Below are 23,311 nucleotides of genomic sequence, written 5' to 3'. Positions count from 1 at the left end.
CCAGGGAATGAGCGGGGACGAGTGTCGCCGCCAACCCTATACGCATCGAGGTAGAGATGGCCCCCCGCAACCGCCAAGGGCTTTACGACCCGCGCTCCGAGCGCGATGCCTGTGGATTTGGCATGGTCGCCCAGCTCGACGATCAACCTTCGCGCCTGTTGGTTGATACCGCCATCGCCGCGCTTTCGCGCATGACCCACCGTGGCGGCGTCGCCGCTGATGGCCTGACCGGCGATGGCTGCGGCCTGCTGCTGCGCCGCCCCGATGCGTTCCTGAAACTGCTGGCCAGTGAAGCCGGTATCGCCGTCGCCGCACGCTTCGCTGCCGGCCTGGTGTTCCTGCCGCACGATGCCGAGGCTGCACACGCCTGCCGCACGCAGCTGCAGGCGCAGGTCGAAGCGGTCGGCTGCAAGGTCGCCGGCTGGCGCGAGGTACCCACCGACGACAGCGTCTGCGGCCAGCTGGCGCGCGACACCCTGCCACGCATCGAGCAGGTGTTCGTCGATGCCGGCGTCGGCCAGGATGATGCCGGCTTCGCGCTGGCGCTGTTCCTGGCCCGTCGCCGCAGCGAACAGCAGCTGCGCGACCATGCCGACTTCTACGTCACCACCCTCACCCCGGATGCGATCAGCTACAAGGGCATGGTGCTGCCGGACAAGCTCAGCCGCTTCTTCCCCGACCTGCAACGCCGCGAACTGGCCTCCAGCGCGATCGTGTTCCACCAGCGCTTCTCCACCAACACGCTGCCGCGCTGGCCGCTGGCGCACCCGTTCCGGATGCTCGCCCACAACGGCGAGATCAACACCATCGAAGGCAACCGTCGCTGGGCGCAGGCGCGCAGCAAGGTGTGGAAGACGCCGCGCTTCGACATCGCCGAATTCGATCCGGTGATCTCCATGCACGGTTCGGATTCGCAGAGCCTGGACAACATGCTGGAGCTGATGGTTGCCGGTGGCATGGAGCTGATCCAGGCGCTGCGCATTCTGGTGCCGCCGGCCACCCAGTCGCTGGAGTTCAAGGACCCCGACCTGGCCGCCTTCTACGAATTCCACGGCCTCAACAGCGAGCCGTGGGACGGCCCGGCCGGCATCGTCGCCTGCGACAGCCGCTATGCGGTTTGTACATTGGACCGCAACGGCCTGCGCCCGGCGCGCTGGATGCTCACCGCCGACCGCCACTTCCTGGTCGCCTCCGAAGCCGGCGTGTGGGAAGTGCCGACCGAGCGCGTGGTGCGCAAGGGCAAGCTCGGCCCCGGCGAAATGGTGGCCATCGACCTCAAGCGCGGCGACCTGCTCGATTCGGACGCGGTGGACCGCATCAACCGCGGTCGCGCGCCGTACAAGCAGTGGCTGCAGCAGGGCGTGACCTACCTGCAGACCGAACTGATCGACCCGTCGCTGGTGGAAGAGCCGTTCGACGAAGCCACCCTGCGCAGCTATCACAAGCTCTACCAGCTCAGCAGCGAGGAAGTGGAACAGGTGCTGCGGCCACTGGCCGAGACCGAGCAGGAAGCCACCGGCTCGATGGGCGACGACACACCGATGGCGGTGCTGAGCCAGCGCAGCCGTCCGCTGTACGACTATTTCCGCCAGGCCTTTGCGCAGGTCACCAACCCGCCGATCGATCCGCTGCGCGAAGACTGCGCGATGTCCCTGTCCACCCAACTCGGCAAGGAGACCAACATCTTCCATGCCGGCCCGGAGACGGTGAACCACGTCATCCTCAACTCGCCGGTGCTGAGCCAGCGCAAGCTGCGCCAGCTGCTGAAGATGGACCAGTACGTGCAGGCCAACCGCCTGCTTGATCTGTCCTACAGCGAAGACGAGGGCCTGCGTGCCGGCATCGAGCGCATCTGTAGCGAGGCCGAGCAGGCCGCGCGCCAGGGCATGGTGATGCTGCTGCTGTCCGACCGCTATCCGGTGGCCGGTCGGCCGATGGTGCATGCCCTGCTCGCCACCAGCGCCATCCACCACCACCTCTCGCGGCTGGGGCTGCGCTGCGACGTCAATCTGATCGTCGAAACCGGCACCGCGCGCGACCCGCACCACATGGCCTGCCTGCTCGGCTTCGGTGCCACCGCGGTGTATCCGTACCTGGCCTACCAGACCCTGTTCGACCTGGGCCGACGCGGCATCCTCAAGCTCAGCAAGGGCGGCGAGCAGTCGCAGATCGGCCGCCGCTACCGCAAGGGCATCTACAAGGGCCTGTCGAAGATCATCTCGAAGATGGGCATCTGTACGGTGGCAAGCTATCGCGGCGCGCAGCTGTTCGAGATCATCGGCCTGGAACCCGAGGTTGTGGACATGTGCTTCCCGGACACCGCCTCGCGCATCGGCGGCGCGGGTTTCGCGCGCCTGGATGCCGACGCGCGCGAGCTGTGCGCGCAGGCGTGGGACGCGCAGCAGGACGTGGATGTCGGCGGCCTGCTGAAGTACGTGCACGGCGGCGAGTACCACATGTACAACCCGGACGTGGTCACCACCCTGCAGCGCGCGGCGCGCAGCGGTGATCCGCGTGCGTGGCAGCAGTACTGCGATGCGGTGCATGCGCGTCCGCCGTCGGCGCTGCGCGACCTGCTGGAACTGGTGCCGGCCGCAATACCGGTGCCGCTGGACGAGGTCGCCCCGGCCAGCGCCCTGTTCCCGCGCTTCGATACCGCAGCGATCAGCCTGGGTGCGCTGTCACCTGAGGCGCACGAGGCGCTGGCGATTGCGATGAACCGCCTGGGTGGCCGCAGCAATTCCGGCGAAGGCGGCGAGGACCCCGCACGCTATGGCACCGCGAAGCGCAGCAAGATCAAGCAGGTGGCCTCGGGCCGCTTCGGCGTCACCGCCGAATACCTGGTCAATGCCGAAGTGCTGCAGATCAAGGTCGCCCAGGGCGCCAAGCCCGGCGAGGGCGGCCAGCTTCCGGGGCACAAGGTCAACGAGCTGATCGCACGCCTGCGCTATGCGCGTCCGGGCATCGGCCTGATCTCGCCGCCACCGCACCACGACATCTATTCGATCGAAGACCTCGCGCAGCTGATCTACGACCTCAAGCAGGTCAACCCGACCGCGCTGGTGTCGGTAAAGCTGGTCAGCCATGCCGGCGTCGGCACGATTGCCGCAGGCGTGGTCAAGGCCGGTGCGGACCTGATCACCATCTCCGGCCATGACGGCGGCACCGGTGCCTCGCCGGTCAGCTCGATCCGCTACGCCGGCGTGCCGTGGGAACTGGGCGTGGCCGAAGCGCACCAGGCGCTGCTGGCCAACGACCTGCGCGGGCGCACCCTGCTGCAGACCGATGGCGGCCTGAAGACCGGCCTGGACGTGGTCAAGGCCGCGCTGCTGGGGGCGGACAGCTTCGGCTTCGGCACCGCGCCGATGATCGTGCTGGGCTGCAAGTACCTGCGCATCTGCCACCTCAACAACTGCGCCACCGGCGTGGCCACCCAGGACGAGCGCCTGCGCGAGAACCACTTCACCGGCCAGCCCGAACGCGTGGAGAACTTCTTCCGGCTGCTGGCCGAGGAAGTGCGCGGCTGGCTGTCGTACCTGGGCGCGCGTTCGCTGGAAGAGATCGTCGGCCGCACCGATCTGCTGCGGCAGATCGAGGCCGCGCCCCGCGATGGCGTGCGCGTGGACCTGTCGCGGCTGCTGGCCGACAGCCGCTACGAAGGCAGCCACTGCGCCGCGCAGCGCCTGTACGAATCGCCGGACAGCCTGGCCACGCAGATGGATGGCCTGCTGGCCCCGGCCATCGAGCACAAGCGCGGTGGCGAGCATCGCTTCCTGATCCACAACACGGACCGCAGCATCGGCACCCGCCTGGCCGGCGCGGTGGCGCGCGCGCACGGCAACCAGGGCATGGCCGAAGCACCGCTGGAACTGCGCTTCCGCGGCAGTGCCGGGCAGAGCTTCGGCGCCTTCAACGTCGGCGGCCTGCACCTGGAAGTGGAAGGCGAGGCCAACGACTACGTCGGCAAGGGCATGGCCGGCGGCCGGCTGGTGGTGCGTCCGCCGCGTGGCGCCCGCTTCGAGGCACGCAGCACCGCCATCATCGGCAATACCTGCCTGTATGGCGCTACCGGTGGCGAGCTGTTCGCCGCGGGCCGCGCCGGCGAGCGTTTCGCGGTGCGCAATTCGGGCGCGCTGGCAGTGGTGGAAGGTGCCGGTGACCACTGCTGCGAGTACATGACCGATGGCGTGGTGCTGGTGCTGGGCAAGGTCGGGCTGAACTTCGGCGCCGGCTTCACCGGTGGCCTGGCTTACGTGCTGGACGTGGACCGCGATTTCGTCGACCGCTACAACCACGAGCTGATCGACATCCATCGCGTCTCCGCCGAAGGCTTCGAGAACTACCGCCAGCACCTGCACCGCCTGATCGGCCGCCACCGCGAGCTGACCGGCAGCATCTGGGCACAGCAGATCCTGGACGAGTTCCGCGATTACATCGGCAAGTTCTGGCTGGTCAAACCGAAGGCCGCCAGCATCGAGTCGCTGACCGAAACCCTGCGACGCGCCGCATAACGGTAGTGCCGGCCGCTGGCCGGCAACCCAGGATCACGTAGTGCCGGCCGCTGGCCGGCATCCGGAAAACACCACAGAGTCCGCCATGAGCCGCAAGCACGCCTTCCAGTTCCTCGACCTGCCCCGCACCATGCCGCAGCGCATCCCGGTGGAACTGCGCACGTCCGGCGACTGGGGCGAGCTGTACGGCAAGTTCGGCAAGGAAGACGCCCAGTACCAGGCGGGCCGCTGCCTGGACTGCGGCAACCCGTACTGCAGCTGGAAGTGCCCGGTGCACAACGCCATTCCGCAGTGGCTGCAGCTGGTGCAGGAAAACCGCATCCACGAGGCCGCCACGCTGTGCCACAGCACCAACCCGCTGCCGGAAGTGTGCGGCCGGGTCTGCCCGCAGGATCGACTGTGCGAAGGCAGCTGCACGCTGGAGGAATTCGGCGCGGTCACCATCGGTGCGGTGGAGAAGTACATCGTCGATACCGCACTGGCCAGTGGGTGGCGCCCGGACCTGGGCGCGGTGCAGCCGACCGGCCACAGTGTGGCGGTGATTGGTGCCGGCCCGGCCGGGCTGGCCTGTGCCGACCGCCTGGCACGCGCCGGCATTGCCGCCGTGGTCTACGACCGCTACGAGCAGATCGGTGGCCTGCTGCAGTTCGGCATTCCCAGCTTCAAGCTGGACAAGGACGTGATCCATCGCCGCCGTGACGTACTGGAAGGCATGGGCGTGCAGTTCCGCCTCGGCGTGGAGATCGGCCGTGATGTCAGCGTGCAGCAGTTGCTGGACAGCCACGATGCGGTGTTCATCGGCACCGGCGCCTACCGCTATACCGATGGTGGCCTGGTCGGCCAGGACCTGAAGGGCGTGCTGCCGGCGCTGCCGTTCCTGGTGCAGAACAGCCGCATCGTCGGCGGCGATGATCCGAAGGGCCGGCCGATCGCCGGCTGGGAAGACACCATCGCCCTGCCCGACCTCAACGGCAAGCGCGTGGTGGTTCTGGGCGGTGGCGATACCGGCATGGACTGCGTGCGCAGTGCGGTGCGGCTGGGCGCGGCCAAGGTCACCTGCGCCTATCGCCGCGACGAAGCCAACATGCCCGGCAGCGCGCGCGAAGTCGCCAATGCACGCGAGGAAGGGGTGCGCTTCCTGTTCAACCGGCAGCCGCTGTCGATCGAAGCCGGCGCCGACGACGAGGTGATCGGCGTGACCGTGGTCGAGACCCGGCTGGGCGAGCCCGATGCCAATGGCCGCCAGAACGCGGTGCCGATCGAAGGCAGTGAGTCGCTGTTGGAGGCAGACGTGGTGATCATCGCCTTCGGCTTCTCGCCGAGCGTGCCGGCGTGGCTGGCGGAACTGGGGGTGGAAGCCCAGCCCAATGGCCGCATCCTCGCCGGTGGCAAGGACCGCCTGCCGTTCCAGACCGCGCATCCACGCCTGTTCGCCGGTGGCGACGCGGTGCGTGGTGCCGATCTCGTGGTAACCGCGGTGGCCGAAGGCCGCGACGCCGCTGCCAGCATCGTCCGCCTACTGGCGCACTGAGTCCGGCAACAGCAGCAGTTGCAGCAGCGCGCGCAGTTCGTGCGCCTCCAGCGGCTTGGCCAGGAAATGGTCGATGCCCGCCTCACGGCAGGCCTCGCGCGTGCGTTCCAGCACGCTGGCGGTCAACGCAATGATCGGCACCGGAGCATGGGCAGCGCGGGTATCGCTACGGATCGCCCGGGCCAGCGCGAAGCCATCCATGTGCGGCATATGGCAGTCGGTGATGACCAGGTCGAACGGTTGCGCCTGCCAGGCCTCCCATGCCTGCAGGCCGTCGCTGTAGGCGTGCACCTGCAGTCCCAGCTCGCACAGGCGTTGTGCCAGCAACTGCAGGTTGGTCGGATGATCCTCGGCCACCAGCACCCGCGCCGGCGGCAACGGTCGTTGCGCGGGCCGTGCCATCGCCGGTCCCGCAGCGGGGGCCGCACAGGCCGCCAGGTCCAGCTCCAGCCACACAGTGGTGCCCTTGCCGGGCACGCTGCGCAGGTGCAGACGCCCGCCCATCGACGTCGCCAGCTCGCGGCAGATCGACAGCCCCAGGCCACTGCCGCCGAAACGGCGCGTGGTCGACGCCTCGGCCTGCTCGTAGGCGGCAAACACCGCCTGTTGCCGCTCCACGCTGATGCCCACGCCCGTATCGGTCACCTGCAGGCGCAGACGCTGGCCGCCGTCGCGCTGCTGCAGCACGTGGACCTGCAACACCACGCTTCCCTGCAGGGTGAACTTGAGCGCGTTGCCGGCCAGGTTGAACAGGACCTGCCGCAGGCGCAGCCCGTCAGCCAGCGACCAGGGCTGCAACGTCGGGTCGATCTCGCTGCACAGGTGCAGCCCGCGGCTGGCCGCGACGGGCATCAACAGCTGCTGCACCGCGCCCACCAGCGCCGCCAGATCGGTCGGACGCAGCTGCAGGGGCGCCGGTTGCAGGCGCTGGCTGTGCAGCACATCGTCGAGGATCTGCCGCAGCATCTGCGCAGCGTCACCGACGGTGGTCAGCACCTGCCGCTGGCCCGCATCCAGGTCCGTGCCAGCCAGCCGCTCCAGCATGCCCAGCAGGGTGCTCATCGGCGTGCGGATCTCGTGGCTCATGGTCGCCAGGAAATGGCCCTTGGCCAGTGCCGCCTGCTCGGCCGCGCGGCGCGCCTCGGCCAGCGCCGTTGCACGCGCCTGGGCTTCGCTGACGTCCATCCAGTAGCCGCTCCACTCCACGCTGCTGTCATCGCACGGCAACGGTCGTCCCTGTGATCGGACCCAGCGCCAGCCCTGTGCCGACCGGGTGCGGAAGGTAACGTCGATCGGACCGCGCACGAGCGCGGCCGCTTCGATGCTCGCCATCACCCGGCTGCGGTCACCGGCATGCACGGCCGCCAGCAGCTGCAGATGGTCGATCCGCTCAGTCTCCACGGCTACGCCGAACAGCGCCTGCACGTCGCCGGCGATCTGCGCCAGGCTGTAGTGGCCGGTTGCCGAACGGCGCGCCTGGTAGACCACCGCCGGCAGGTTCGCGGTGACTTCATGCAAGCGCTGCTCCAGCACCCGGCGACGCACGCTCTCGCGATGCACGCGCCAGTAGCCGAAGGCATGCAGGAGTATCAGCGCGAGCAGGATCAGCGACAACGGCACCAGCCAGCGCAGTGCCGAACCGGCGGGCCGCGCACGTGGCAGTTCCGGCAGCCAGGCACTGCGAACCGACGCCCGACGCGCATCGCCCTCCCGCTGCAGCTCCCGGTCGAAGGCAGCGACCACCGCAGCACAGGCCGGTACGGCGGCCAGCACCAGTGCATCGCCGAAGCCCGCAGGTGCTGCGATCACCAGAGGGTCACCCGGCACGGCGCGAAGCGCGGCTTCGACTTCAGCGAGATTGGCCACCACGGCATCGACCAGCCCGGCGCGCAGCAGTGACAGCGCGTGGTCCAGCGGCGCCGGTGCCAGCAGCTGCGCACCCGGGGCCTGTTCGGCCAGCAATGCGTCCAGCGGCAGCCGGTCCGGGCTGGCCACGCTGCGGCCACGCAGTCCCTCCAACCCCAGCACTGGCGCTGCACCCTCGCGCCGCACGATCACCTGTGGCACTTCCAGGTAGGGGCTGCTGGCCACCCAGCCGGTCGGCAGCTGTGCGCGCGGCCAGCCCAGCAGCACCTGGGTGCCAGCCGGCAGCGGGTCATCGGTGAGCACCGCTGCGGGCAATGGCTGCGCATGCTGCACTGCCTGCGGGCCCAGCAGCGGCAGGTAATCCGCAGCCACCCTCGCAAGGTCGCCCTGCGCGTTGTATGACAGCGGCGGCCGATCGGAACGCCATGCCACCTGCAGTGGACTCGAACAACCGGACGCAGCAGCGATGCCGGGCAGCAACAGCGATGCCATGACAGCGGCGACGGCGCGGCGGCCGGCGACATTCACGGTAGACATCCTCATTTCGCGGGCAGGAACCACGGCCGCGCAGCGGTACCGCTGCCAGCCACGCTAGCGAGGCGCGCTTCCGCGACAATGAGAAAAATTCGAAAAACATCCCTATCGGCGAATGCCGACATACACTGCCGCTTCTACCCGTCCCTACGGAGCGCTCGATGCGTATCGGCCTGGCCGCCAACCGTCTCCATCACCACGATGCGCGCGCCGCGCTGTTCCGCTGGCTGCGTGCCAGCGAGGCCGGGCTGCGTGAACTGGGGGTATCGCTGCACGCGGTCGGGCGCACCCACGATGCGATCGAACGGCAGGGCTTCCTGGCCGGCTACGGCGGCCTGCACCGCTACCCCTACGGGTGCGAGGGTGGCCTGATGAAACTGGTGGCCGAAGTGGTTGGCATGGGGCCGGAGCGCACCCTGGACGGTGCGATCTACCTGATCGACCCGGTCGATCCTTCCTCGGTGTTTCCGGAGGCAACCGCGCTCAAGCGGCAGTGCGTGATCCACGGCAAGCCGTTCATTTCAACGGTGGCCACTGCGCGCGACTGGATCGAGGTGGAACGCATCCACGCCGGGCTGGCTGCCGATACCGGTGCCGACGATCTGCATGCCTTCCAGCACCAGACGCTGGCGCTGATCGCGCACGACGCGATGAAGCCGGCGATGCTGGCCTTCGCCGACGAGCACTTCGATGTGCTGGCACGGTTCGGCGAGCGCGTGGCGACCGGCACCACCGGCCAGCGCTTGAACGAACTGGCCTGGAGCCGCGGCTGGCCCAGCGATACGCCGTGGGTGACGCGCTACCAGAGTGGCCCGATGGGCGGCGATGCGCAGATTGCCGACCGTGTGCTGGAGGGGCGCTGCCAGCGCGCGATCTTCTTCGAGGACCCGCATGTGGCACGCCAGCACGAGCCCGATATCCAGCTGCTGGAGCGCGCGGTGACGACGGTGACCGACCAGGCGGTGTGCATCACCGCGCCGCGGGTGGCGGCACGCTGGGCGGCCGCGGCGGCATTGCGGGCGGGGTGAGGGTTTCGGCCAACGGCTGCGCCCCTCGTGGTGGGTGGGGGCTGCACGATCATGAGGTTGGCCGGGATGGGTGGAATTGCGGGGGACGCCGTGAACCCGTCCCTGGGGGCTTGGCCGCGGCATCCATGCCGCGGACACCCCCGCAATCCCACCCATCCCGTCCTTCGACAGTTTCCTGTGTGCCCATCACGGAAGAAAGAAGGAAGAGCAGGAGCGGGTCGCGCGCTGCGCGCGCCTTTGTAGAGCCGAGCGGATGCTCGGCTGCTGTCGATCGCGAGGGCTGGACATCTGCGCCACGCGCGTCAGCCGAGCATCGGCTCGGCTCTACAACAGCTGGCGAAGCATCGCCTTCAGTCGCCGACCTTCCAGCTGGAAGTAGTCGCGCTGTTCGCGCCAGGCAGGGAAACGTTGTTCGACTTCATGCCAGAACGCGGGCGAATGATTCGGCTGGATCAGGTGGCAGAGTTCGTGCACCAGCACGTACTCGAACGCTTCCGGACGACCCAGCACCAGGGCCAGGTCCAGGGCCATGCTGCCATCGGGGGCCAGCGAGCCCCACTGCGAGGACATCACCTTCAGGCGCAGGCGGCTGGGAGCGCGCGGCAGGGTGGGCAGGTACTTCGGCAGCCAGCGGCCGACGTCGGCGCGGGTCTGCGCTTCATAGAACTCGCGCAGCAGGCGGCGCAGGGTGGCGTCACCACCACGGGTCGGCCACTGCACGCAGGCACCGTGCGCGTCGATCTCCAGCCGCGCGTAGCGGCCTTCCTGCCAGCGCAGCGGCAACAGTTCACCGCGCAATGGCAGCACGCCGTCTTCGCCGGGCTGCAGCGGTGCCGGCAGGCCCTGCCCCTGGTACTGCCGCAGCTGCAGCGCCAGCCAGTCGCGGTGCTGTTCCAGGAAGCGCTCGCCCATTACCAGGCTTGCGCGCGGTGGCAACGTCAACCGCGCGCCACGCTCGTCCACGCTCAGCTTGATGCGGCGCGCGCGCGGATCGCGCACGCGCAGCACCTCGATCTCGGCATCCTCCAGGCGCAGGCGAACGGTGTCGCGCTGTACGGTGGCGGGCGGGGTCGGCGTGATCAGGCGGCGCAGCAGACGGCTCATGCGCCCAGCATAGCGCTGCTTCGGGCCGCCGGATGACCGGCGACCGTCGAGCTGCCTGTTCAGTCAGCCTTGCTGAGCTTGAACGCTTCTTCCAGCAACAGGAACAGGCGGCGGATCTCGGCGCTCTGCAGGGCGAAGCGGGCATCGAACTCGGCACGGCGGCCGTCTTCGTCGGCATGCTCCAGCTGGTCCAGGGCGCCGTCGAGGAACTTCAGCTTGCGCACGATCAGGTCGTCGCCGATCACGAAGGACAGGTTGTCCTCGAAGATCAGCGCCAGCTTGGTCACCTGCTTGCCGGCGTCCAGGTGCTTGTCGATCTCGTCGCAGCGCAGTTCCTGGTGCTGGCACTTGACCACCGCGCCGCCTTCGACCGGATCCTTCATCTCGCACTCTTCGCCCAGGCTCAGCCCGGTCGGCAGCGGCTCTCCGGCGATCCAGCCGGTCAGGATCGAGCGCGGCGCGACTTCGGCGTTCAGCGGCATCGCCGGGAAGCTGCCGAGCAACCCGCGGATGTCGGACATGAAGTATTCGCCGGTCTTGCGGCTGGAGGTATCCACCGCCACGTAGCCGTGCTGCAGGTCGATGAAGGCGTCGTTGCGCGAGGACTTCACGAAGGCGCGCGGCAGCAGTTCATGCAGCAGGTCGTCCTTCATGCGCTTGCGCTCGCGGCCACCCGGGCGCCGCCCTTCCTTCTCCTCGATCTCTTCCAGCTTGCGCTCGAGCAGGTCGTTGACCACCGCCGCCGGCAGGATCTTGTCCTCGCCGCCCACGGTCAGCCACAGGTGTTCGGCGATGCGGTGGGACAGCAGTTCCTTCTCCTCGCGGCCGAACGGCGAAATGAAGCCGCGCGAATTCATTTCCAGCGCGCCAACAGGCTTGAGCACGGCGTGCGGCAGCAGGGTATCGACTTCGGAAAAATCGGTGGTGGTCGGGAAACGGAAGAACGTCAGGTTGCGAAAGAACATGGAATTCCGGATGGCGAAGAGGAAGGGCGACCGACCTTAAACGGTGGGCGTCTCGGGATCTGCGTCGGCGTCGGCCGGGGAGCCGGCCAGCCAGGCATGGGCGTCGGGCAGCGGCGTGTCGTCGCGACGGCCCAGCGCCATGAAGTCGAACAGGGTGGTGTCGGCCAGCTGCGAGGGCCGGACTTCACCCATGGCGCGCGCGATCTGCTCGATGCGGCCCGGATGGTCCTTTTCCCACTGCTTGAGCATCAGGCCGACCTGGCGGCGCTGCAGGTTCTCCTGGCTGCCGCACAGGTTGCAGGGAATGATCGGGAACTGGCGTGCCTGCGCGTAGTCGACGATGTCGCTCTCGCGCACGTAGGCCAGCGGCCGGATCACCACGTGCCTGCCGTCGTCGCTGCGCAGCTTCGGCGGCATGCCCGCCAGCTTGGCGTGGTGGAACAGGTTCATGAAGAACGTGGCCACCATGTCGTCGCGGTGGTGGCCCAGCGCGATCTTGGTGAAACCGTGGGTCTCGGCGTAGTTGTACAGCGCGCCACGACGCAGGCGCGAGCAAAGCGAACACATCGTCTTGCCCTCCGGGATGACCCGGCTGACCACCGAATAGGTGTCCTGCTCGATGATGTGGTACGGCACGCCCAGCCCGGCCAGGTACTCCGGCAGGATGTGCTCGGGGAAGCTCGGCTGCTTCTGGTCCAGGTTCACCGCCACCAGCTCGAACGGCACCGGCGCCTTCTTCTGCAGCTGCAGCAGTACGTCCAGCAGGGTGTAGCTGTCCTTGCCGCCGGACAGGCAGACCATGACCTTGTCGCCGGCCTCGATCATGCCGAAGTCGGCAATCGCCTCGCCGACCTGGCGGCGCAGGCGCTTGGCCAGCTTGTGCTGCTCGCGCTCGGCCACGCGTGGATCGCGGGCGGCGCGCGGCTGGGGATCGGGAAGGGAAATCACGGCACTCATGGGTTCCATTCTAACGGCTCGGAGCCGCCCCGGCCGGGGGTCGGGTTTCCCCTCTCCCGGCAGTCATCAACGCTGTGTATGCTCGGAGGCTGTGGATACCTACAGCCCCGCCGAGATCGTCGAGCACCTCGCCGCCCTGCGCGCCGAGCACCGCCTGCTGGATGAACAGATCACCCGCATGGCGGCCAACGGCGAGGACGAACTGGAAGCCAAGCGCCTGAAGCGGCGCAAGCTGCAGCTGAAGGACTGCATCGCCAGGCTGGAAAGCCTGCAGATTCCCGACGAGCCGGCCTGAGCCGGGTCCGGGTAGGTGCCAACCTTGGTTGGCCTCCCTCTCCGGTAGGTGCCAACCTTGGTTGGCACGGGTGGAAGTGTGCGGACCAAGGTCCGCACCCACCGCCTTGTCCGGCGCGACCTTCAATCCTGCGGCGCAGGCTCGTCCGGGCGCGCAGCTTCCGGGCTGACCCGCTCGATGGTGTGGCGCAGCTCGCGCCCCAGGATGAACTTGGCGTCCTTGGCCCAGGCATCCAGGCGTTCATCGAACAGCAGCTTGCTGTTCTCGTCCGGCCACACCAGGCGCAGTTCGCGCAGCTTCTGGATGAAGCCGCGGAACAGGGCCTTGTCGAAGAACTCGGGAGCGGCCGGCGCATAGAGCAGGCTCAGGCGCTGCGCGGCCTGCTGGCACAGGCTTTCCAGCTCGGCCGCACCGAGCACGCCCGGGCCGTTCTTCACCAGCACCGAGATGGCGATGTAGTAGCGCTCGAACGCCTGCTGCAGCGAATGGCCGATCGCCCGCAGGCGGAACACCTCGTCGGTCTGCCCGGTGTTGCGTGCCAGGATGCCGCCGTCGTCATCGTTGACGTTCTGCAGCAGGCCTTCGCGCACGAACACGTCGATGGTGCGGTCAATGCGCTGCGCGAACTCATCCTCGCTCCACGGCAGGAACAGCTCGGCCTGCAGGAACGGGTACACCGTGCGGCCCAGCTGGACCAGGCCGGTACGGCTCATGCGGCGGTTGTTCTGGAAGCAGCAGGCCACCCACGACGAGGCGGTGAACAGGTGCACCACGTTGTTGCGGAAGTAGCTGAGCAGCACCGCGGTGTCGCCGCTGACGCTGAGCACATCGCCGAGCGGGTGCTTGATGCGGGTGAGGACGTTGATTTCCTCGGCATGGGCGATGATCCGCTCCGGCGAGTGCGGGGTCACCGTCACCCGGTCCGAGTACGGCATCTCGACCAGCAGCGTCTTGCACAGCTCGATCTGCGCGATCAGGTCGGCCTCGCCCATCGCGTGCTTCGGCGTGGACAGCAGGGCCAGCGCCAGCAGATTGATGGGGTTGACGTCGGCAGCGCCGTTGATGCGCACCTGGATGCGTTCAGCCAGCGTATCCACCGTGGTCGACAGCCAGGCTGGCTTCTCGTCCTCGGACACCGCCTCGCCCTTCCACTCCGGGGCCTTCTCGGCCAGCACGTCGTTCAGCGCGATCGGCTCGCCGAAGTTCACCACCACCTGGCCGTAGTTCTGCTTGAGCACCTTGGGGATGCCCCACAGCAGCGACCAGATCGACTCCTTTTCCTTCGGCCGGCCGGACAGTTCGTCCAGGTAGCTGCCGCCCTCCATCAGCTTCTCGTAGCCGATGTAGATGGGCTGGAACAGGACCGGCTTGCGCGGCTGGCGCAGGAATGCACGCAGCGTCATCGAGATCATGCCGCCCTTGGGCTGCAGCAGGCGCCCGGTACGCGAGCGGCCGCCTTCGACGAAGTACTCCAGCGAATAGCCACCGGCCACCAGCTGCGCGACGTACTCACTGAGCACTGCAGAATACAGCGCATTGCCACGGATCGAACGGCGGATGAAGAACGCACCGCCCTTGCGCAGCAGGGTGCCGACCACCGGCAGGTTCAGGTTGATGCCGGCCACGATGTGCGGCGGCACGATGCCACGGTCGTACAGCAGGTAGGACAGCAGCAGGTAGTCCATGTGGCTGCGGTGGCTGGGCACGTAGACCACTTCGTGGCCCGGCGCGGCGGCCTTGAACTTGTCCAGGTGGTGCACCAGCACGCCCGCATAGATGCGGTTCCACACGTGGCTGAGCATGAAGCTGGCCGAGCGCACCACCGGGCTGGAATAGTCCGCAGCGATTTCCCAGGCGTAGGCGTGCGCCTTCTTCCAGGCATCGGCCGGCTTCGAGTTGTCGCGCTTGGCCTGTGCGGCGATCGCTTCGCGGACCGGCTCGGCGGCCAGCACCTGGTCCACCAGCAGGCGCCGGGTCGACAGGTCCGGGCCGATCACCGATTCACGGATGCGGCGGAAATGGGTGCGCAGCACGCGCTGCAGCTTGCGCACCGTGCGCTCCGGCTCCAGGCCTTCATCGACGGTGCTGCGCAGCGAGATCGGCGGGGCGAAGCGCACGATGGTATTGCGCCCGTTCAGCAGCAGCCCCAGCAGGCGGCGGAAGCGGCCCACCAGCGCCCAGTTTTCCGAGAACAGCACTGCGAACCAGCCGCTCTGCTTGTCCGGCGCGCGGCCGACGAAGATCGACACCGGCACCAGGTGCACATCCAGGTCATCGCGCACGCGGTGCGCCTGCAGGACCTTGGCCAGCGAATCGGAGTGGGTCTTGGCGCCGCGCTGCTCGGGAATCAGCGAGTTGCTGGAGCTGCGCCGCGACAGCGCCAGATAGGCGCGCTTGCGGCCGGTCGGATCACCGGCCAGCGGCACCAGCGGCGACGGCAGGCCGGCCTGGCGGCAGGCCTTGTCCAGGATCAGCGCGTTGGACAGGCCGTAGTCTTCCAGCACGTACATGACCGGGCGGCCATCGTTGTACTGGCCCGGGTCTTCCGGTTCGATCTTCAGCGACAGCCACGGCTCGACCAGGCGACCGAGCAGGCGGGCCCACAGTGGACGGCGTCCGGCCGGACGCGCGTGCGCGGGCGGCGGTACCGGGTTCGGGCCGGTACCGGTCGAGGGGGACGCCGGCACCGTATCGGCGGGCGTCGACTGGGATTCTTCGCCGGGGAACGGCAGCGGGTTCTGTTTCGACATCGGCGCCATTATGGCTTAGCCGGCGGTGTTGCCGCTTCCCCACCCTCGGCGGGGGCTTCGGCCGGTGCTGGCGACGCAGCCGCGCGGGCCGCATCGGCCTTGCGCAGCAGCGCGTCGGTGTCGGCCAGGGTGCGGGTCAGGTACCAGTGGCCCTCGCGCCGGCTCAGTGGCAGCTGCAGGGTCATCTCGCGACCGGCCAGGTCGTAGTGCAGGCGCACCAGCGCATTGTCACCTTCCACCGACAGCAGTTCGCCGCGCACGCTGCGCAGCGCGTCGTCCACGCCGAGTCCGTAACTGCCGAGCACCGCCTTGAGGGTGTGGATGAACGGCGCCAGCTGCTGCAGGCTGCCTTCCATGCCGGCCGCCTGCAGGCCGGCTTCATCCTCGAAGCCGACCTTGCTGGCGGCGCCGACCAGCGCGGCGATGGTGCTGCGGGCACGTGCGCGGTCGCTGATCGGGGCAGCCTGCGCCCACCCCGCCAGGGTCTCGACCAGGGCGATGTAGTGGGCCTGCTGGCTGGGCGTGGAGCCCTTCTGGTGGCGCAGGTACTGCACGCCGAAGTTGCCCATCGACTGTGCGGCCTGGCGCACGGCGCCGGCCTGGCCAGCCAGCTGGCGATCGAAGCTGCGCTGCAGTTCGGCGCTGGCACCGGGCTTGCGCAGTGCGGCCAGCATCGGCAGCAGCTGGTCGCCCAGTGGCAGCTCGGTCAGCGGCCACTGGCTGTGGCCTTCCACCCACGCCTGCTGCAGGCGCTGGTACTGGCCCGGCGGCACCGACAGCTTTGCGTAGCCGACCAGATCATCTTCGGCCAGGCGCAACGCCATCGCCTGTACTGCAGCCACCGGCTCGGCCGCCGGCCTGGCCGGATCGTTGGCAGACTCGCGGCACCCCGCCACGGCCAGCAGCAGCATGGCCGCCAGCCCCCATCCACGCGCAGACTTTCCTCGCACCGCCACGCTCATGCACTCGGACTCCCCGGACCGGCCCGCATCTTGCGGCCTGCGACGTGACAGCGGCAAGCCGGGACGTCACGGTTTCCAGCCAAGGGGGGGGTCAGATCTCCTCTGCTGCGGGCAGAAGGGATCTGACCCCAGCGCCGCCACCGGGATAAAAAAAGAGCCCGGATCACGGGGATCACAGGCTCTTCAAGCCGGCGCGGGGCCGGAGGACAGTGTTGTGGCACATGTCCGGCCCGAGGACCGGATGGCGGCGATCCTACGCTGCCGTTCAAGTTAAGGCAACACTTCACGTAATGCCATGTATGTATTTGATTTTATTGTGTCAATCGCGTTGCCAAACCGCTTCAATGAAATCTACGGCGTGTTTTTCGGCGATTCGGGCATAAATCCCCGGATAGCCGGCCAGCGCACAGCCCTCGCCCCAACTGACGACACCGAACTGGGTCCAGCCTTCACGCAGGCGCAGCAGCAGCGGACCTCCGGAATCCCCTTGGCAGCTGTCGATGCCCTCGCGGCCGGCGCAGATCACCTTGCCACGTGATAGTTCACCGCCGTACGCCTGCTGGCATTCATCGAATGACACGAACGGCACCTGTGCGGTCTGCAGCTGAGTCGGATAGACCCGGCCATCGCCGATGTCGGTGTCTCCCCAACCGATCACCGTGAATTCACGGCCCGGCTTGAGATAGCTGGCGTCGGGCCGCAGCCGCAGTGCTACCGGCTGTGCGCCGACCAGCGGTGCGCTGAGCTGGATCAGGGCGACGTCGTGCTCCAGCGAATTGCCGCTGTTGAATGCCGGATGGACGTGGATCGCCTTGACGTTGGAGGGTCGTGGTCCGGCGTCAGTGGACAGGGCCGTGACCTTGCCGACAACGGCGATGCCACCAGGCGCTTCGCCCTGCATGCAGTGCGCGGCCGTCAGCACCCACGAGGGCGAGATGAGGGTGCCCCCGCAGAAGTGGCGGTCGTGGTCCGAATCGCCGTCGAAGATGCCCTGGATGCTGACCATGAACGGGTACTCGTCGGCCGGCGCCGCTTCGCCGCCGATGATGCGCGGCGCATCGCGCAGCTGCGGCGCAGCGATGGCGGGTATGGCAGACGCGGCCAACAGCAGGCCGATGAACAAAGAGGTGCTGCGATACATTTCCCTGTACTCCTCTGTCGATGGTTGGAACCGGCGCGGCCGCGGTCCGTACCGGTGCATCGATTGGGGAGCAGTGGAGAGGCCCACAGCGCGAACCTGCGCACAGTTCTCGTGGCTGGCGCCGCCTGCGACAACTGCAGACCCACAAATGCGAACGCCATCCCGCATGGATCGGGATGGCGTTCGTGGTGCCGGCGTGACCGGCGTCGGCTGTGGGCTCAGCGTGCAGCCAGAGCCGACGCGATTTCCTGCTGGATCGCCCGCGCTGCGGCCTGCGGATCGGCGGCCAGGCGGATCGGGCGACCGACCACGATGGCATCGGCGCCATCGGCAAAGGCCTGCGCTACGCCAACGGTACGCTTCTGGTCATCGCCGACCGGGCCACCGGGGCGGATGCCCGGGCAGACGATCGAGAATCCGCTGCCGGTGGCAGCGCGGATCGGGCCGGCCTCCTGGCCCGAAGCGATCACGCCATCGATGCCGGCGGCCTGGGCAGCCAGCGCGCGCTCGACCACCACGTCCACCGGTTCGCGGTCGATGCCCATCTGTGCGAGGTCGGGGCGCCCCATCGAGGTCAGCACGGTCACTGCCAGCAGGCGCATGTCGCCGCTGTTGGCGGCGGCGCACGCCTCCATCATGGCCGGGTGCCAGCCATGGATGGTGGCGTAGCTGACCGGCCACTGCGACAGGCGCTTGATCACCGCCGCAGCCGTGGCCGGGATGTCGAAGAACTTCAGGTCGACGAACACGCGCTTGTCGCGGCGGGCCAGCTCATCGAGCACCTGGAAGTACTCGCCGGAGGCGAGCAGTTCCATGCCGATCTTGTAGAACGCCACGCTGTCGCCCAGGCGGTCGACCCACGCCAGCGCCTGCGCGCGGTCAGGCACGTCCAGCGCGAAGATCAGGCGCTCGTCATCGCGCAGCGGCAGCGGTGCGCGGCTCATGGTGCGTAGTCCAGCGCGGCGCGCTTGGCGTCGTGGCGGGCCTGGCGCGACTGGCTGTAATCGTTGTTGAACTGCGCCGGCTCGAAGCCGCCGTAGGTCGGGTTCGGCAGCATCCACCAGCGCTCGCCGAACCAGTCGTGGTACTGCTGCAGCAGGGCGCCACGGCCTTCGTTGGTGTTGGCGGTCACTTCCACGAAGTCACCCAGCTGGTCGCCGAACTGCATCAGCACGCGGTACTTCTGCCCGGCCAGGCGGCGGCGGCAGTTCTTCTCGCTGCCAGCCTGCTCGCAGCCTTCGACCACGGTGCCCAGGCCCAGGAACACGCTGTCATCGGCCACCGGCAGGCCCTGCTCGCGCAGGTTGGCCAGGGTCGCGTCCTTCAGGTGCACGGCACGGTTGGAGATGTACAGCAGGGTCACGCCCTTGGCGTTGGCCGCCTTGGCGAAATCGACCACGCCCGGGATCGCCTTGGCCTTCTTTTCGGCCACCCACTGGTCCCAGCTCAGCTCGTCGTATTCCTTGCCGTCGCGCACCAGGCGCGCCTGGTAGGGCGAGTTGTCCAGCACGGTCTCGTCCACGTCCAGCACCACGGCCGGCTTCAGGCCCTTGGCCTCGTTGCCGCGTTCTTCCGGCACCAGAGCATCCCAATGGGCTTCCTTCAGCGCCACGTCCAGGTGGTCGGCGGCGGCGCGGTAGGTCTGCTCGGTGATCGCCCTGTACTCCTGCGCACGCTGCATCCACAGCACGGCGTTGAGGTTGTCGTTGGCGGTGGCATCACGCGCGCCATCGGCCTTGGCGGCGGACGCCGGGGCCTGCGGCGCCGCGGCTTCAGCGGCAGGCGCGTCCACGCGCTTGCAGGCAGACAGGCCCAGCGCCGCGGTGGCGAGCAGGGTCAGGGACAGGGAAACAGGACGACGCATGGATTCACCGGCAATCAGATATACCGGCGCATTTTACCGGCAAAGCCGACCCGGGGACGGCTATGCTTGGTGGTTGACCCGCTGCTCTTCCGGAGGCCGCCATGACCGATTCCACCCAGACCCCCGACGTTCCCCTGCTCGATGCGGTGCAGGCCCGCCTGCTGGGCTGTCTGGTGGAGAAGGAGGCGACCACCCCGGACACCTACCCGTTGACCGTCAATGCCGCCCAATCGGCGGCCAACCAGAAGACCGCCCGCGAGCCGGTGATGAACGTCGACGCCGGCAGCGTGCAGCACGCGCTGCGCCAGCTGGAAACACTGGGCCTGGCCCGCCAGCACTTCTCCTCGCGCGCCGACCGCTACGAGCACCGCCTGCAGGCCGCGCTGGACCTGACCCGGCAACAGACCGTGCTGCTGGCGCTGCTGCTGCTGCGCGGCCCACAGACCCTGGGCGAGCTGGTGTCGCGCAGCGAGCGTCTGTACCGGTTTGCGGATATCGACGAAGCCCGCCACGCCGTCGAGCGCCTGCAGCAGCGCGCGCTGCTGGTGGTGCTGCCGCGCGCCAGCGGCCAACGCGAAGACCGCTACATGCACCTGCTGTGCGGTGAAGTGGATGGCGCGGCGCTGGCGGCCAAGTACGCCAGCAGTGGCGGGGGCAGCAGCGATGCGGCCGATCCGGGCCTGGCCGAGCGCGTGGCCCAGCTGGAAGCGGCCGTGGCCGAGCTGCAGGCGCAGCTGGCAGAACTGCGCAGCTGAGAGGGTGGGTGCCCATGCCAGCGAGGGCGGCCTGACCGCCCTCGCCCTGCAGACTCAGGTCGGCGTATCGACGTCGTCCCAGTCGGCCTGTTCAAAGCAGAACAACCAGTTCAGCGCGTAGTGGCGCTCGTAGATCACGCCGCCCTCCAGCGCACCGGGCATCGGTGCACCTTGGCGCTGGGCCTCACGCGCAACCCAGTGCAGGCGGTAGTGCAGATCCAGCGCATCCAGCAGCTCGGCGGTATCGCGCAGGGTCGCAGGCTCGCTGCCACTGTCAGCCTTCTGCAACAAGGCACCCACCACATCCGGCACGGCACAGGTCGCCTGCGGCCACGGCAGCGCCTCGGACAGGCCCAGCGCCCACAGCAGCACGGCCAGGCTCTCGTAGCGCCAGCCGAACGGCAGAGCCGCCTCGGCGTCCCCGTGCGCGATGAAAGCGGCCTCGGCCGGGCTCAAGGCCTCGGGCAGCGCCGGCAGGCGCTCGGCCAACTCGGCCAGGCTCAACGGTGGGTCACCGGCCTGCAGCGCCTCGGCGCGCAGCGCACACGCCAGCAGCGCCTGCGCTCTGGCCCAGACCTGGGCAGGCGCGCGCAGCTGTGCCTCGGCCGCACCCAGCACAGGTGGCAATGACGGCGGGACACGCAGCTCGTGGGCCTGCAGCTGCTGTTGGCTGCGCGCACGGCGCTGCCCGGCATCGGCGGGGTAGGGCACCTGTGCCTGCGGATCGAGCGCGTCACCCAACAGCACCTTGCCGGCCGGATCGCGGACGCTGCCATCTTCCAGGAAGCACACCGCGTTGGCCTGGAGCAGCCAAGGCTGCAGCGCCTCCAGATCAGCCTCGGCCAGCTCGAACAGATAGTGCTGGCGCACGCGCTGGACGTGCCGCATCAGGTGATAGCGCGCGGCGGTCATCTGCCCGTCGCCATGACCCAGCACGTAGTTGACGAAGCCGCCGAGGTGCGGGGCCAGTGCGGGGTCATCAAGACCACGGACGGAGGCACTCCCGGCCTGTGGTGGCGGTGCCAGCACCGGGCCGAGGGTGGAATACGCGTTGATCAGCATCGAAGCATCCGTGCAGGAAAACAGACCTGCACCATACCCCACCGGCTCATGCTGGCTGTTGAACCACCGCCGCCCCCGGCGTGGCGTACAACCGGCTCGCGCTGTCCACGCCCGGCAGCTGGATCACGCCGCGTTCGTGCATGCCCAGCCCCAGCAGGATGCGTCCGGAAGCCACATTGTCCAGGTCGGTAATGCCGTACAGATCCTCGATGCCCAGCTCCGCACGGGCATGCGCGAAGACCGCCTGCGCCGCCTCGCCGGCATAGCCCTGCCCCGTGAACTCCGACAGCACCGCATAGCCGATATCCGGCCCCGGCAGGCCATCACGCCGCACCAGGCCGGCGTTACCCAGCCACGCGCCATCGGCCAGGCGCTCGATCGCATACATGCCGAAGCCGTTCAAGGCATAGCTGCGCAGCACGCGCAGCGCGATGTACTCCCGCGCCTGCTCCTCGCTGCGCACGTTGCGATCACCGATGAAACGCAGGAAGCCTGGATCGTTGAGCAGTGCCAGCATCGGCGCAGCATCCCGGTCTGGTTCCAGGCGGCGCAGCCGCAGGCGTTCGCTTTCGATGGGATGCATGGGTGGGCTCCGGAAGGAATACCTCGATTTTGCAACGCCAGCGCCCGCCGTGCAGCACGCTCAGGCCAAGTGGGCCACTACGATGCCCAGCCTAGCCACATGCCCCGTCACGCGGGCCGAACAGGATCGGCCAGTAGCGCACGCACAGGCGATGGACGCATGCGGCGATCAGGCAGAACCCCATGCCCATCAGCGCCAACAGCAGCGGTGCGCCCCAGCGCAATCCCGGGTGCTGGATACGAGCCTTGGAAGGCATGCCGCCGGGATACAGCACCTGTACCTGTTCGCCGACCACGTACAGTGGTGCCCCGGTAGCAAAGGACGCGGTGAACTGAATCATCTGCCCCTGTGCGGTCTGGAACCTCACCACCGGGCGATGCAGGGTGATGTCACGTGCGGGCATCCCCTCCATTTCCGACCGGGCATCCTCTGCCTGGACGGCCACCACCGTTCCGGTTACGGAAACGGCCTTGCGCGCGAAACGCTGGACGTCCACGAACAGCCAGGCGGCGGCCAGAAGGGTCAGCAGGCCCACGGCAAAGAAAAACAGCAAAAAACATCTGAGGAGGGTGGGCATGGTGCTGCCGGGTTGATCGATCAGCGTGCAGGTGCCGGCGCTGATCGAATGAAGGAGGTATCGACATGGTAGTAGCGCGGATTGCCCGGCATGACATGGACATCCAGTTCACGCCCACTCACCTGTGCACGGGGATCGGCCCATAGATACGCACTGTGGAAGACATGCCATCGAGTGGTTTCAGGATCGCGCCAGGCGCAGACGATGACGAACGGATGCCTTCCCCCCGAAAATACTCCGAGATCGCGCTTGATCGCCCGGACCTTGGCTTGCACCCGTGTCCCGTGGCGAAGGAGCTGCCTGCGCCGCCATGCCCTCGCCGCCTGCGGCAGGTGCATAAATCCCACCGCCAGCAGGAATGGGCCGCCGCCCAATCCCAGTATGACGCTCAGGCCCCAGGGTGATGAGAGCGAACGCACCAGAGCCTTGTCCGGGCGGTCCGGCAGGTACAGCACATCTACATGATCGCCCGTCATGTAGGCACGACGGCTGGTACGACCTGCGAAGAACCGCATCACTTGCCCGCTGCTGGTAGTGAATTCCACCCAGTACAGGAACTTCACCCCTGAAGTGCGCGAACCACCGCGATCAACGGTGATGGCACCCACATGGGTGATCCTGCCATCGGCAATGACCGCCGCATCGAGGAAGCGCCTGGCACCAACGTAGGCCAGAAGTGCTGAAACAAGCAGGACCACGCCCAGCCCGAGGAAGGTACGGGTGAGAACAGGAGGGATGTCGTTGGACACGATGAAGGACACGGCGCGCACTTCGGGTGCGCTCACACTAGGCCTTAACCCGATGCAGGCTCAAGGCCAGAAGCGTC

General features: G+C 68.2%; 18 protein-coding genes. 5 read left to right on the top strand and 13 right to left on the bottom strand.

Features of this window, described 5'->3' with window-relative positions:
• Positions 1-56 precede the first annotated feature (56 nt).
• Together gltB and ACSYHF_RS00395 are read left to right on the top strand one after the other, a co-directional pair.
• Entirely contained in the window at positions 57-4,511 is a 4,455-nt protein-coding gene (gltB, locus tag ACSYHF_RS00400; RefSeq protein ID WP_447575986.1) for a glutamate synthase large subunit, read from the top strand.
• An 85-nt stretch (positions 4,512-4,596) separates the two neighbouring features.
• Positions 4,597-6,042, top strand: a complete 1,446-nt coding sequence (locus ACSYHF_RS00395) for an FAD-dependent oxidoreductase (RefSeq protein ID WP_005421057.1) — start codon at positions 4,597-4,599, stop codon at positions 6,040-6,042.
• Here ACSYHF_RS00395 and ACSYHF_RS00390 read toward each other — a convergent pair.
• Positions 6,028-8,436 (bottom strand): ATP-binding protein, encoded by a 2,409-nt coding sequence (locus tag ACSYHF_RS00390; RefSeq protein WP_447576447.1) that lies wholly within the window; start codon positions 8,434-8,436, stop codon positions 6,028-6,030. The genes ACSYHF_RS00395 and ACSYHF_RS00390 overlap by 15 nt on opposite strands.
• A gap of 167 nt (positions 8,437-8,603) precedes the next feature.
• On the opposite strand from ACSYHF_RS00390, the gene ACSYHF_RS00385 reads away from it, so the two are divergent.
• On the top strand, positions 8,604-9,470 hold the full coding sequence (locus ACSYHF_RS00385; RefSeq protein ID WP_447575985.1) for a methylglyoxal synthase: 867 nt from the start codon (positions 8,604-8,606) through the stop codon (positions 9,468-9,470).
• A 324-nt stretch (positions 9,471-9,794) separates the two neighbouring features.
• Here ACSYHF_RS00385 and ACSYHF_RS00380 read toward each other — a convergent pair whose 3' ends face one another.
• The 3 genes from ACSYHF_RS00380 to ttcA are packed head-to-tail and all read right to left on the bottom strand — an operon-like array spanning position 9,795 to position 12,496.
• Positions 9,795-10,574: a M48 family metallopeptidase gene (locus tag ACSYHF_RS00380; protein WP_061479922.1), complete on the bottom strand. Its 780-nt coding sequence runs from the start codon at positions 10,572-10,574 to the stop codon at positions 9,795-9,797.
• A gap of 59 nt (positions 10,575-10,633) precedes the next feature.
• Positions 10,634-11,539, bottom strand: coding sequence for a recombination-associated protein RdgC (locus ACSYHF_RS00375; RefSeq protein WP_005421064.1), 906 nt, complete (start codon positions 11,537-11,539; stop codon positions 10,634-10,636).
• 36 nt (positions 11,540-11,575) lie between these two features.
• Positions 11,576-12,496: a tRNA 2-thiocytidine(32) synthetase TtcA gene (gene ttcA, locus ACSYHF_RS00370; protein ID WP_447575984.1), complete on the bottom strand. Its 921-nt coding sequence runs from the start codon at positions 12,494-12,496 to the stop codon at positions 11,576-11,578.
• A gap of 91 nt (positions 12,497-12,587) precedes the next feature.
• Between ttcA and ACSYHF_RS00365 the strand changes: the two genes are divergently transcribed.
• The gene (locus tag ACSYHF_RS00365) at positions 12,588-12,791 is read left to right on the top strand and encodes a YdcH family protein (protein ID WP_005421068.1); all 204 of its coding nucleotides are present in this window, start codon (positions 12,588-12,590) and stop codon (positions 12,789-12,791) included.
• A gap of 122 nt (positions 12,792-12,913) precedes the next feature.
• Here ACSYHF_RS00365 and plsB read toward each other — a convergent pair whose 3' ends face one another.
• The 5 genes from plsB to ACSYHF_RS00340 all read right to left on the bottom strand — a co-directional run bounded on the left by plsB (position 12,914) and on the right by ACSYHF_RS00340 (position 19,508).
• A complete protein-coding gene (gene plsB, locus ACSYHF_RS00360; RefSeq protein ID WP_061479924.1) occupies positions 12,914-15,550 on the bottom strand; it encodes a glycerol-3-phosphate 1-O-acyltransferase PlsB in 2,637 nt (878 codons plus the stop codon).
• A complete protein-coding gene (locus tag ACSYHF_RS00355; RefSeq protein WP_447575983.1) occupies positions 15,550-16,503 on the bottom strand; it encodes a hypothetical protein in 954 nt (317 codons plus the stop codon). The genes plsB and ACSYHF_RS00355 overlap by 1 nt, the downstream gene beginning before the upstream one ends.
• A 319-nt stretch (positions 16,504-16,822) precedes the next feature.
• On the bottom strand, positions 16,823-17,644 hold the full coding sequence (locus tag ACSYHF_RS00350) for a S1 family peptidase (protein WP_111127236.1): 822 nt from the start codon (positions 17,642-17,644) through the stop codon (positions 16,823-16,825).
• 218 nt (positions 17,645-17,862) lie between these two features.
• Positions 17,863-18,588 (bottom strand): orotidine-5'-phosphate decarboxylase, encoded by a 726-nt coding sequence (pyrF, locus tag ACSYHF_RS00345; RefSeq protein ID WP_005421084.1) that lies wholly within the window; start codon positions 18,586-18,588, stop codon positions 17,863-17,865.
• The gene (locus tag ACSYHF_RS00340; RefSeq protein WP_111127238.1) at positions 18,585-19,508 is read right to left on the bottom strand and encodes a 5'-nucleotidase, lipoprotein e(P4) family; all 924 of its coding nucleotides are present in this window, start codon (positions 19,506-19,508) and stop codon (positions 18,585-18,587) included. Before ACSYHF_RS00340 ends, pyrF begins: the two co-directional genes overlap by 4 nt.
• A 101-nt stretch (positions 19,509-19,609) precedes the next feature.
• Here ACSYHF_RS00340 and ACSYHF_RS00335 point away from each other — a divergent pair, with 101 nt between their 5' ends.
• A complete protein-coding gene (locus tag ACSYHF_RS00335; protein ID WP_111127240.1) occupies positions 19,610-20,263 on the top strand; it encodes a YceH family protein in 654 nt (217 codons plus the stop codon).
• 54 nt (positions 20,264-20,317) lie between these two features.
• Here ACSYHF_RS00335 and ACSYHF_RS00330 read toward each other — a convergent pair whose 3' ends face one another.
• The 4 genes from ACSYHF_RS00330 to ACSYHF_RS00315 all read right to left on the bottom strand — a co-directional run bounded on the left by ACSYHF_RS00330 (position 20,318) and on the right by ACSYHF_RS00315 (position 23,246).
• Positions 20,318-21,325, bottom strand: a complete 1,008-nt coding sequence (locus ACSYHF_RS00330; RefSeq protein WP_111127242.1) for a DUF4272 domain-containing protein — start codon at positions 21,323-21,325, stop codon at positions 20,318-20,320.
• A 46-nt stretch (positions 21,326-21,371) separates the two neighbouring features.
• Complete coding sequence (locus ACSYHF_RS00325; protein ID WP_005421092.1) at positions 21,372-21,908, bottom strand: GNAT family N-acetyltransferase; 537 nt, start codon at positions 21,906-21,908, stop codon at positions 21,372-21,374.
• A gap of 91 nt (positions 21,909-21,999) precedes the next feature.
• Positions 22,000-22,485, bottom strand: coding sequence for a DUF3592 domain-containing protein (locus ACSYHF_RS00320; protein ID WP_095378490.1), 486 nt, complete (start codon positions 22,483-22,485; stop codon positions 22,000-22,002).
• A 20-nt stretch (positions 22,486-22,505) separates the two neighbouring features.
• Entirely contained in the window at positions 22,506-23,246 is a 741-nt protein-coding gene (locus tag ACSYHF_RS00315; protein ID WP_005421096.1) for a DUF3592 domain-containing protein, read from the bottom strand.
• Positions 23,247-23,311 lie beyond the last annotated feature (65 nt).

It is taken from the genome of Stenotrophomonas maltophilia group sp. P373 (genome assembly GCF_053295075.1).
Note: the sequence above shows the minus strand (reverse complement) of the source record. Positions and strands in the feature narration are given on the sequence as shown.

Bases quoted from the DNA above. Each gene is read 5' to 3' on its own strand.
- ACSYHF_RS00350 (WP_111127236.1), bottom strand. From the start codon at position 17,644: ATGTATCGCAGCACCTCTTTGTTCATCGGCCTGCTGTTGGCCGCGTCT.
- ACSYHF_RS00325 (WP_005421092.1), bottom strand. From the start codon at position 21,908: ATGCATCCCATCGAAAGCGAACGCCTGCGGCTGCGCCGCCTGGAACCA.
- ACSYHF_RS00375 (WP_005421064.1), bottom strand. From the start codon at position 11,539: ATGTTCTTTCGCAACCTGACGTTCTTCCGTTTCCCGACCACCACCGAT.
- gltB (WP_447575986.1), top strand. From the start codon at position 57: ATGGCCCCCCGCAACCGCCAAGGGCTTTACGACCCGCGCTCCGAGCGC.
- pyrF (WP_005421084.1), bottom strand. From the start codon at position 18,588: ATGAGCCGCGCACCGCTGCCGCTGCGCGATGACGAGCGCCTGATCTTC.
- ACSYHF_RS00395 (WP_005421057.1), top strand. From the start codon at position 4,597: ATGAGCCGCAAGCACGCCTTCCAGTTCCTCGACCTGCCCCGCACCATG.
- ACSYHF_RS00340 (WP_111127238.1), bottom strand. From the start codon at position 19,508: ATGCGTCGTCCTGTTTCCCTGTCCCTGACCCTGCTCGCCACCGCGGCG.
- ACSYHF_RS00385 (WP_447575985.1), top strand. From the start codon at position 8,604: ATGCGTATCGGCCTGGCCGCCAACCGTCTCCATCACCACGATGCGCGC.
- ACSYHF_RS00380 (WP_061479922.1), bottom strand. From the start codon at position 10,574: ATGAGCCGTCTGCTGCGCCGCCTGATCACGCCGACCCCGCCCGCCACC.
- ACSYHF_RS00335 (WP_111127240.1), top strand. From the start codon at position 19,610: ATGACCGATTCCACCCAGACCCCCGACGTTCCCCTGCTCGATGCGGTG.
- ACSYHF_RS00330 (WP_111127242.1), bottom strand. From the start codon at position 21,325: ATGCTGATCAACGCGTATTCCACCCTCGGCCCGGTGCTGGCACCGCCA.
- plsB (WP_061479924.1), bottom strand. From the start codon at position 15,550: ATGGCGCCGATGTCGAAACAGAACCCGCTGCCGTTCCCCGGCGAAGAA.
- ACSYHF_RS00355 (WP_447575983.1), bottom strand. From the start codon at position 16,503: ATGAGCGTGGCGGTGCGAGGAAAGTCTGCGCGTGGATGGGGGCTGGCG.
- ttcA (WP_447575984.1), bottom strand. From the start codon at position 12,496: ATGAGTGCCGTGATTTCCCTTCCCGATCCCCAGCCGCGCGCCGCCCGC.
- ACSYHF_RS00320 (WP_095378490.1), bottom strand. From the start codon at position 22,485: ATGCCCACCCTCCTCAGATGTTTTTTGCTGTTTTTCTTTGCCGTGGGC.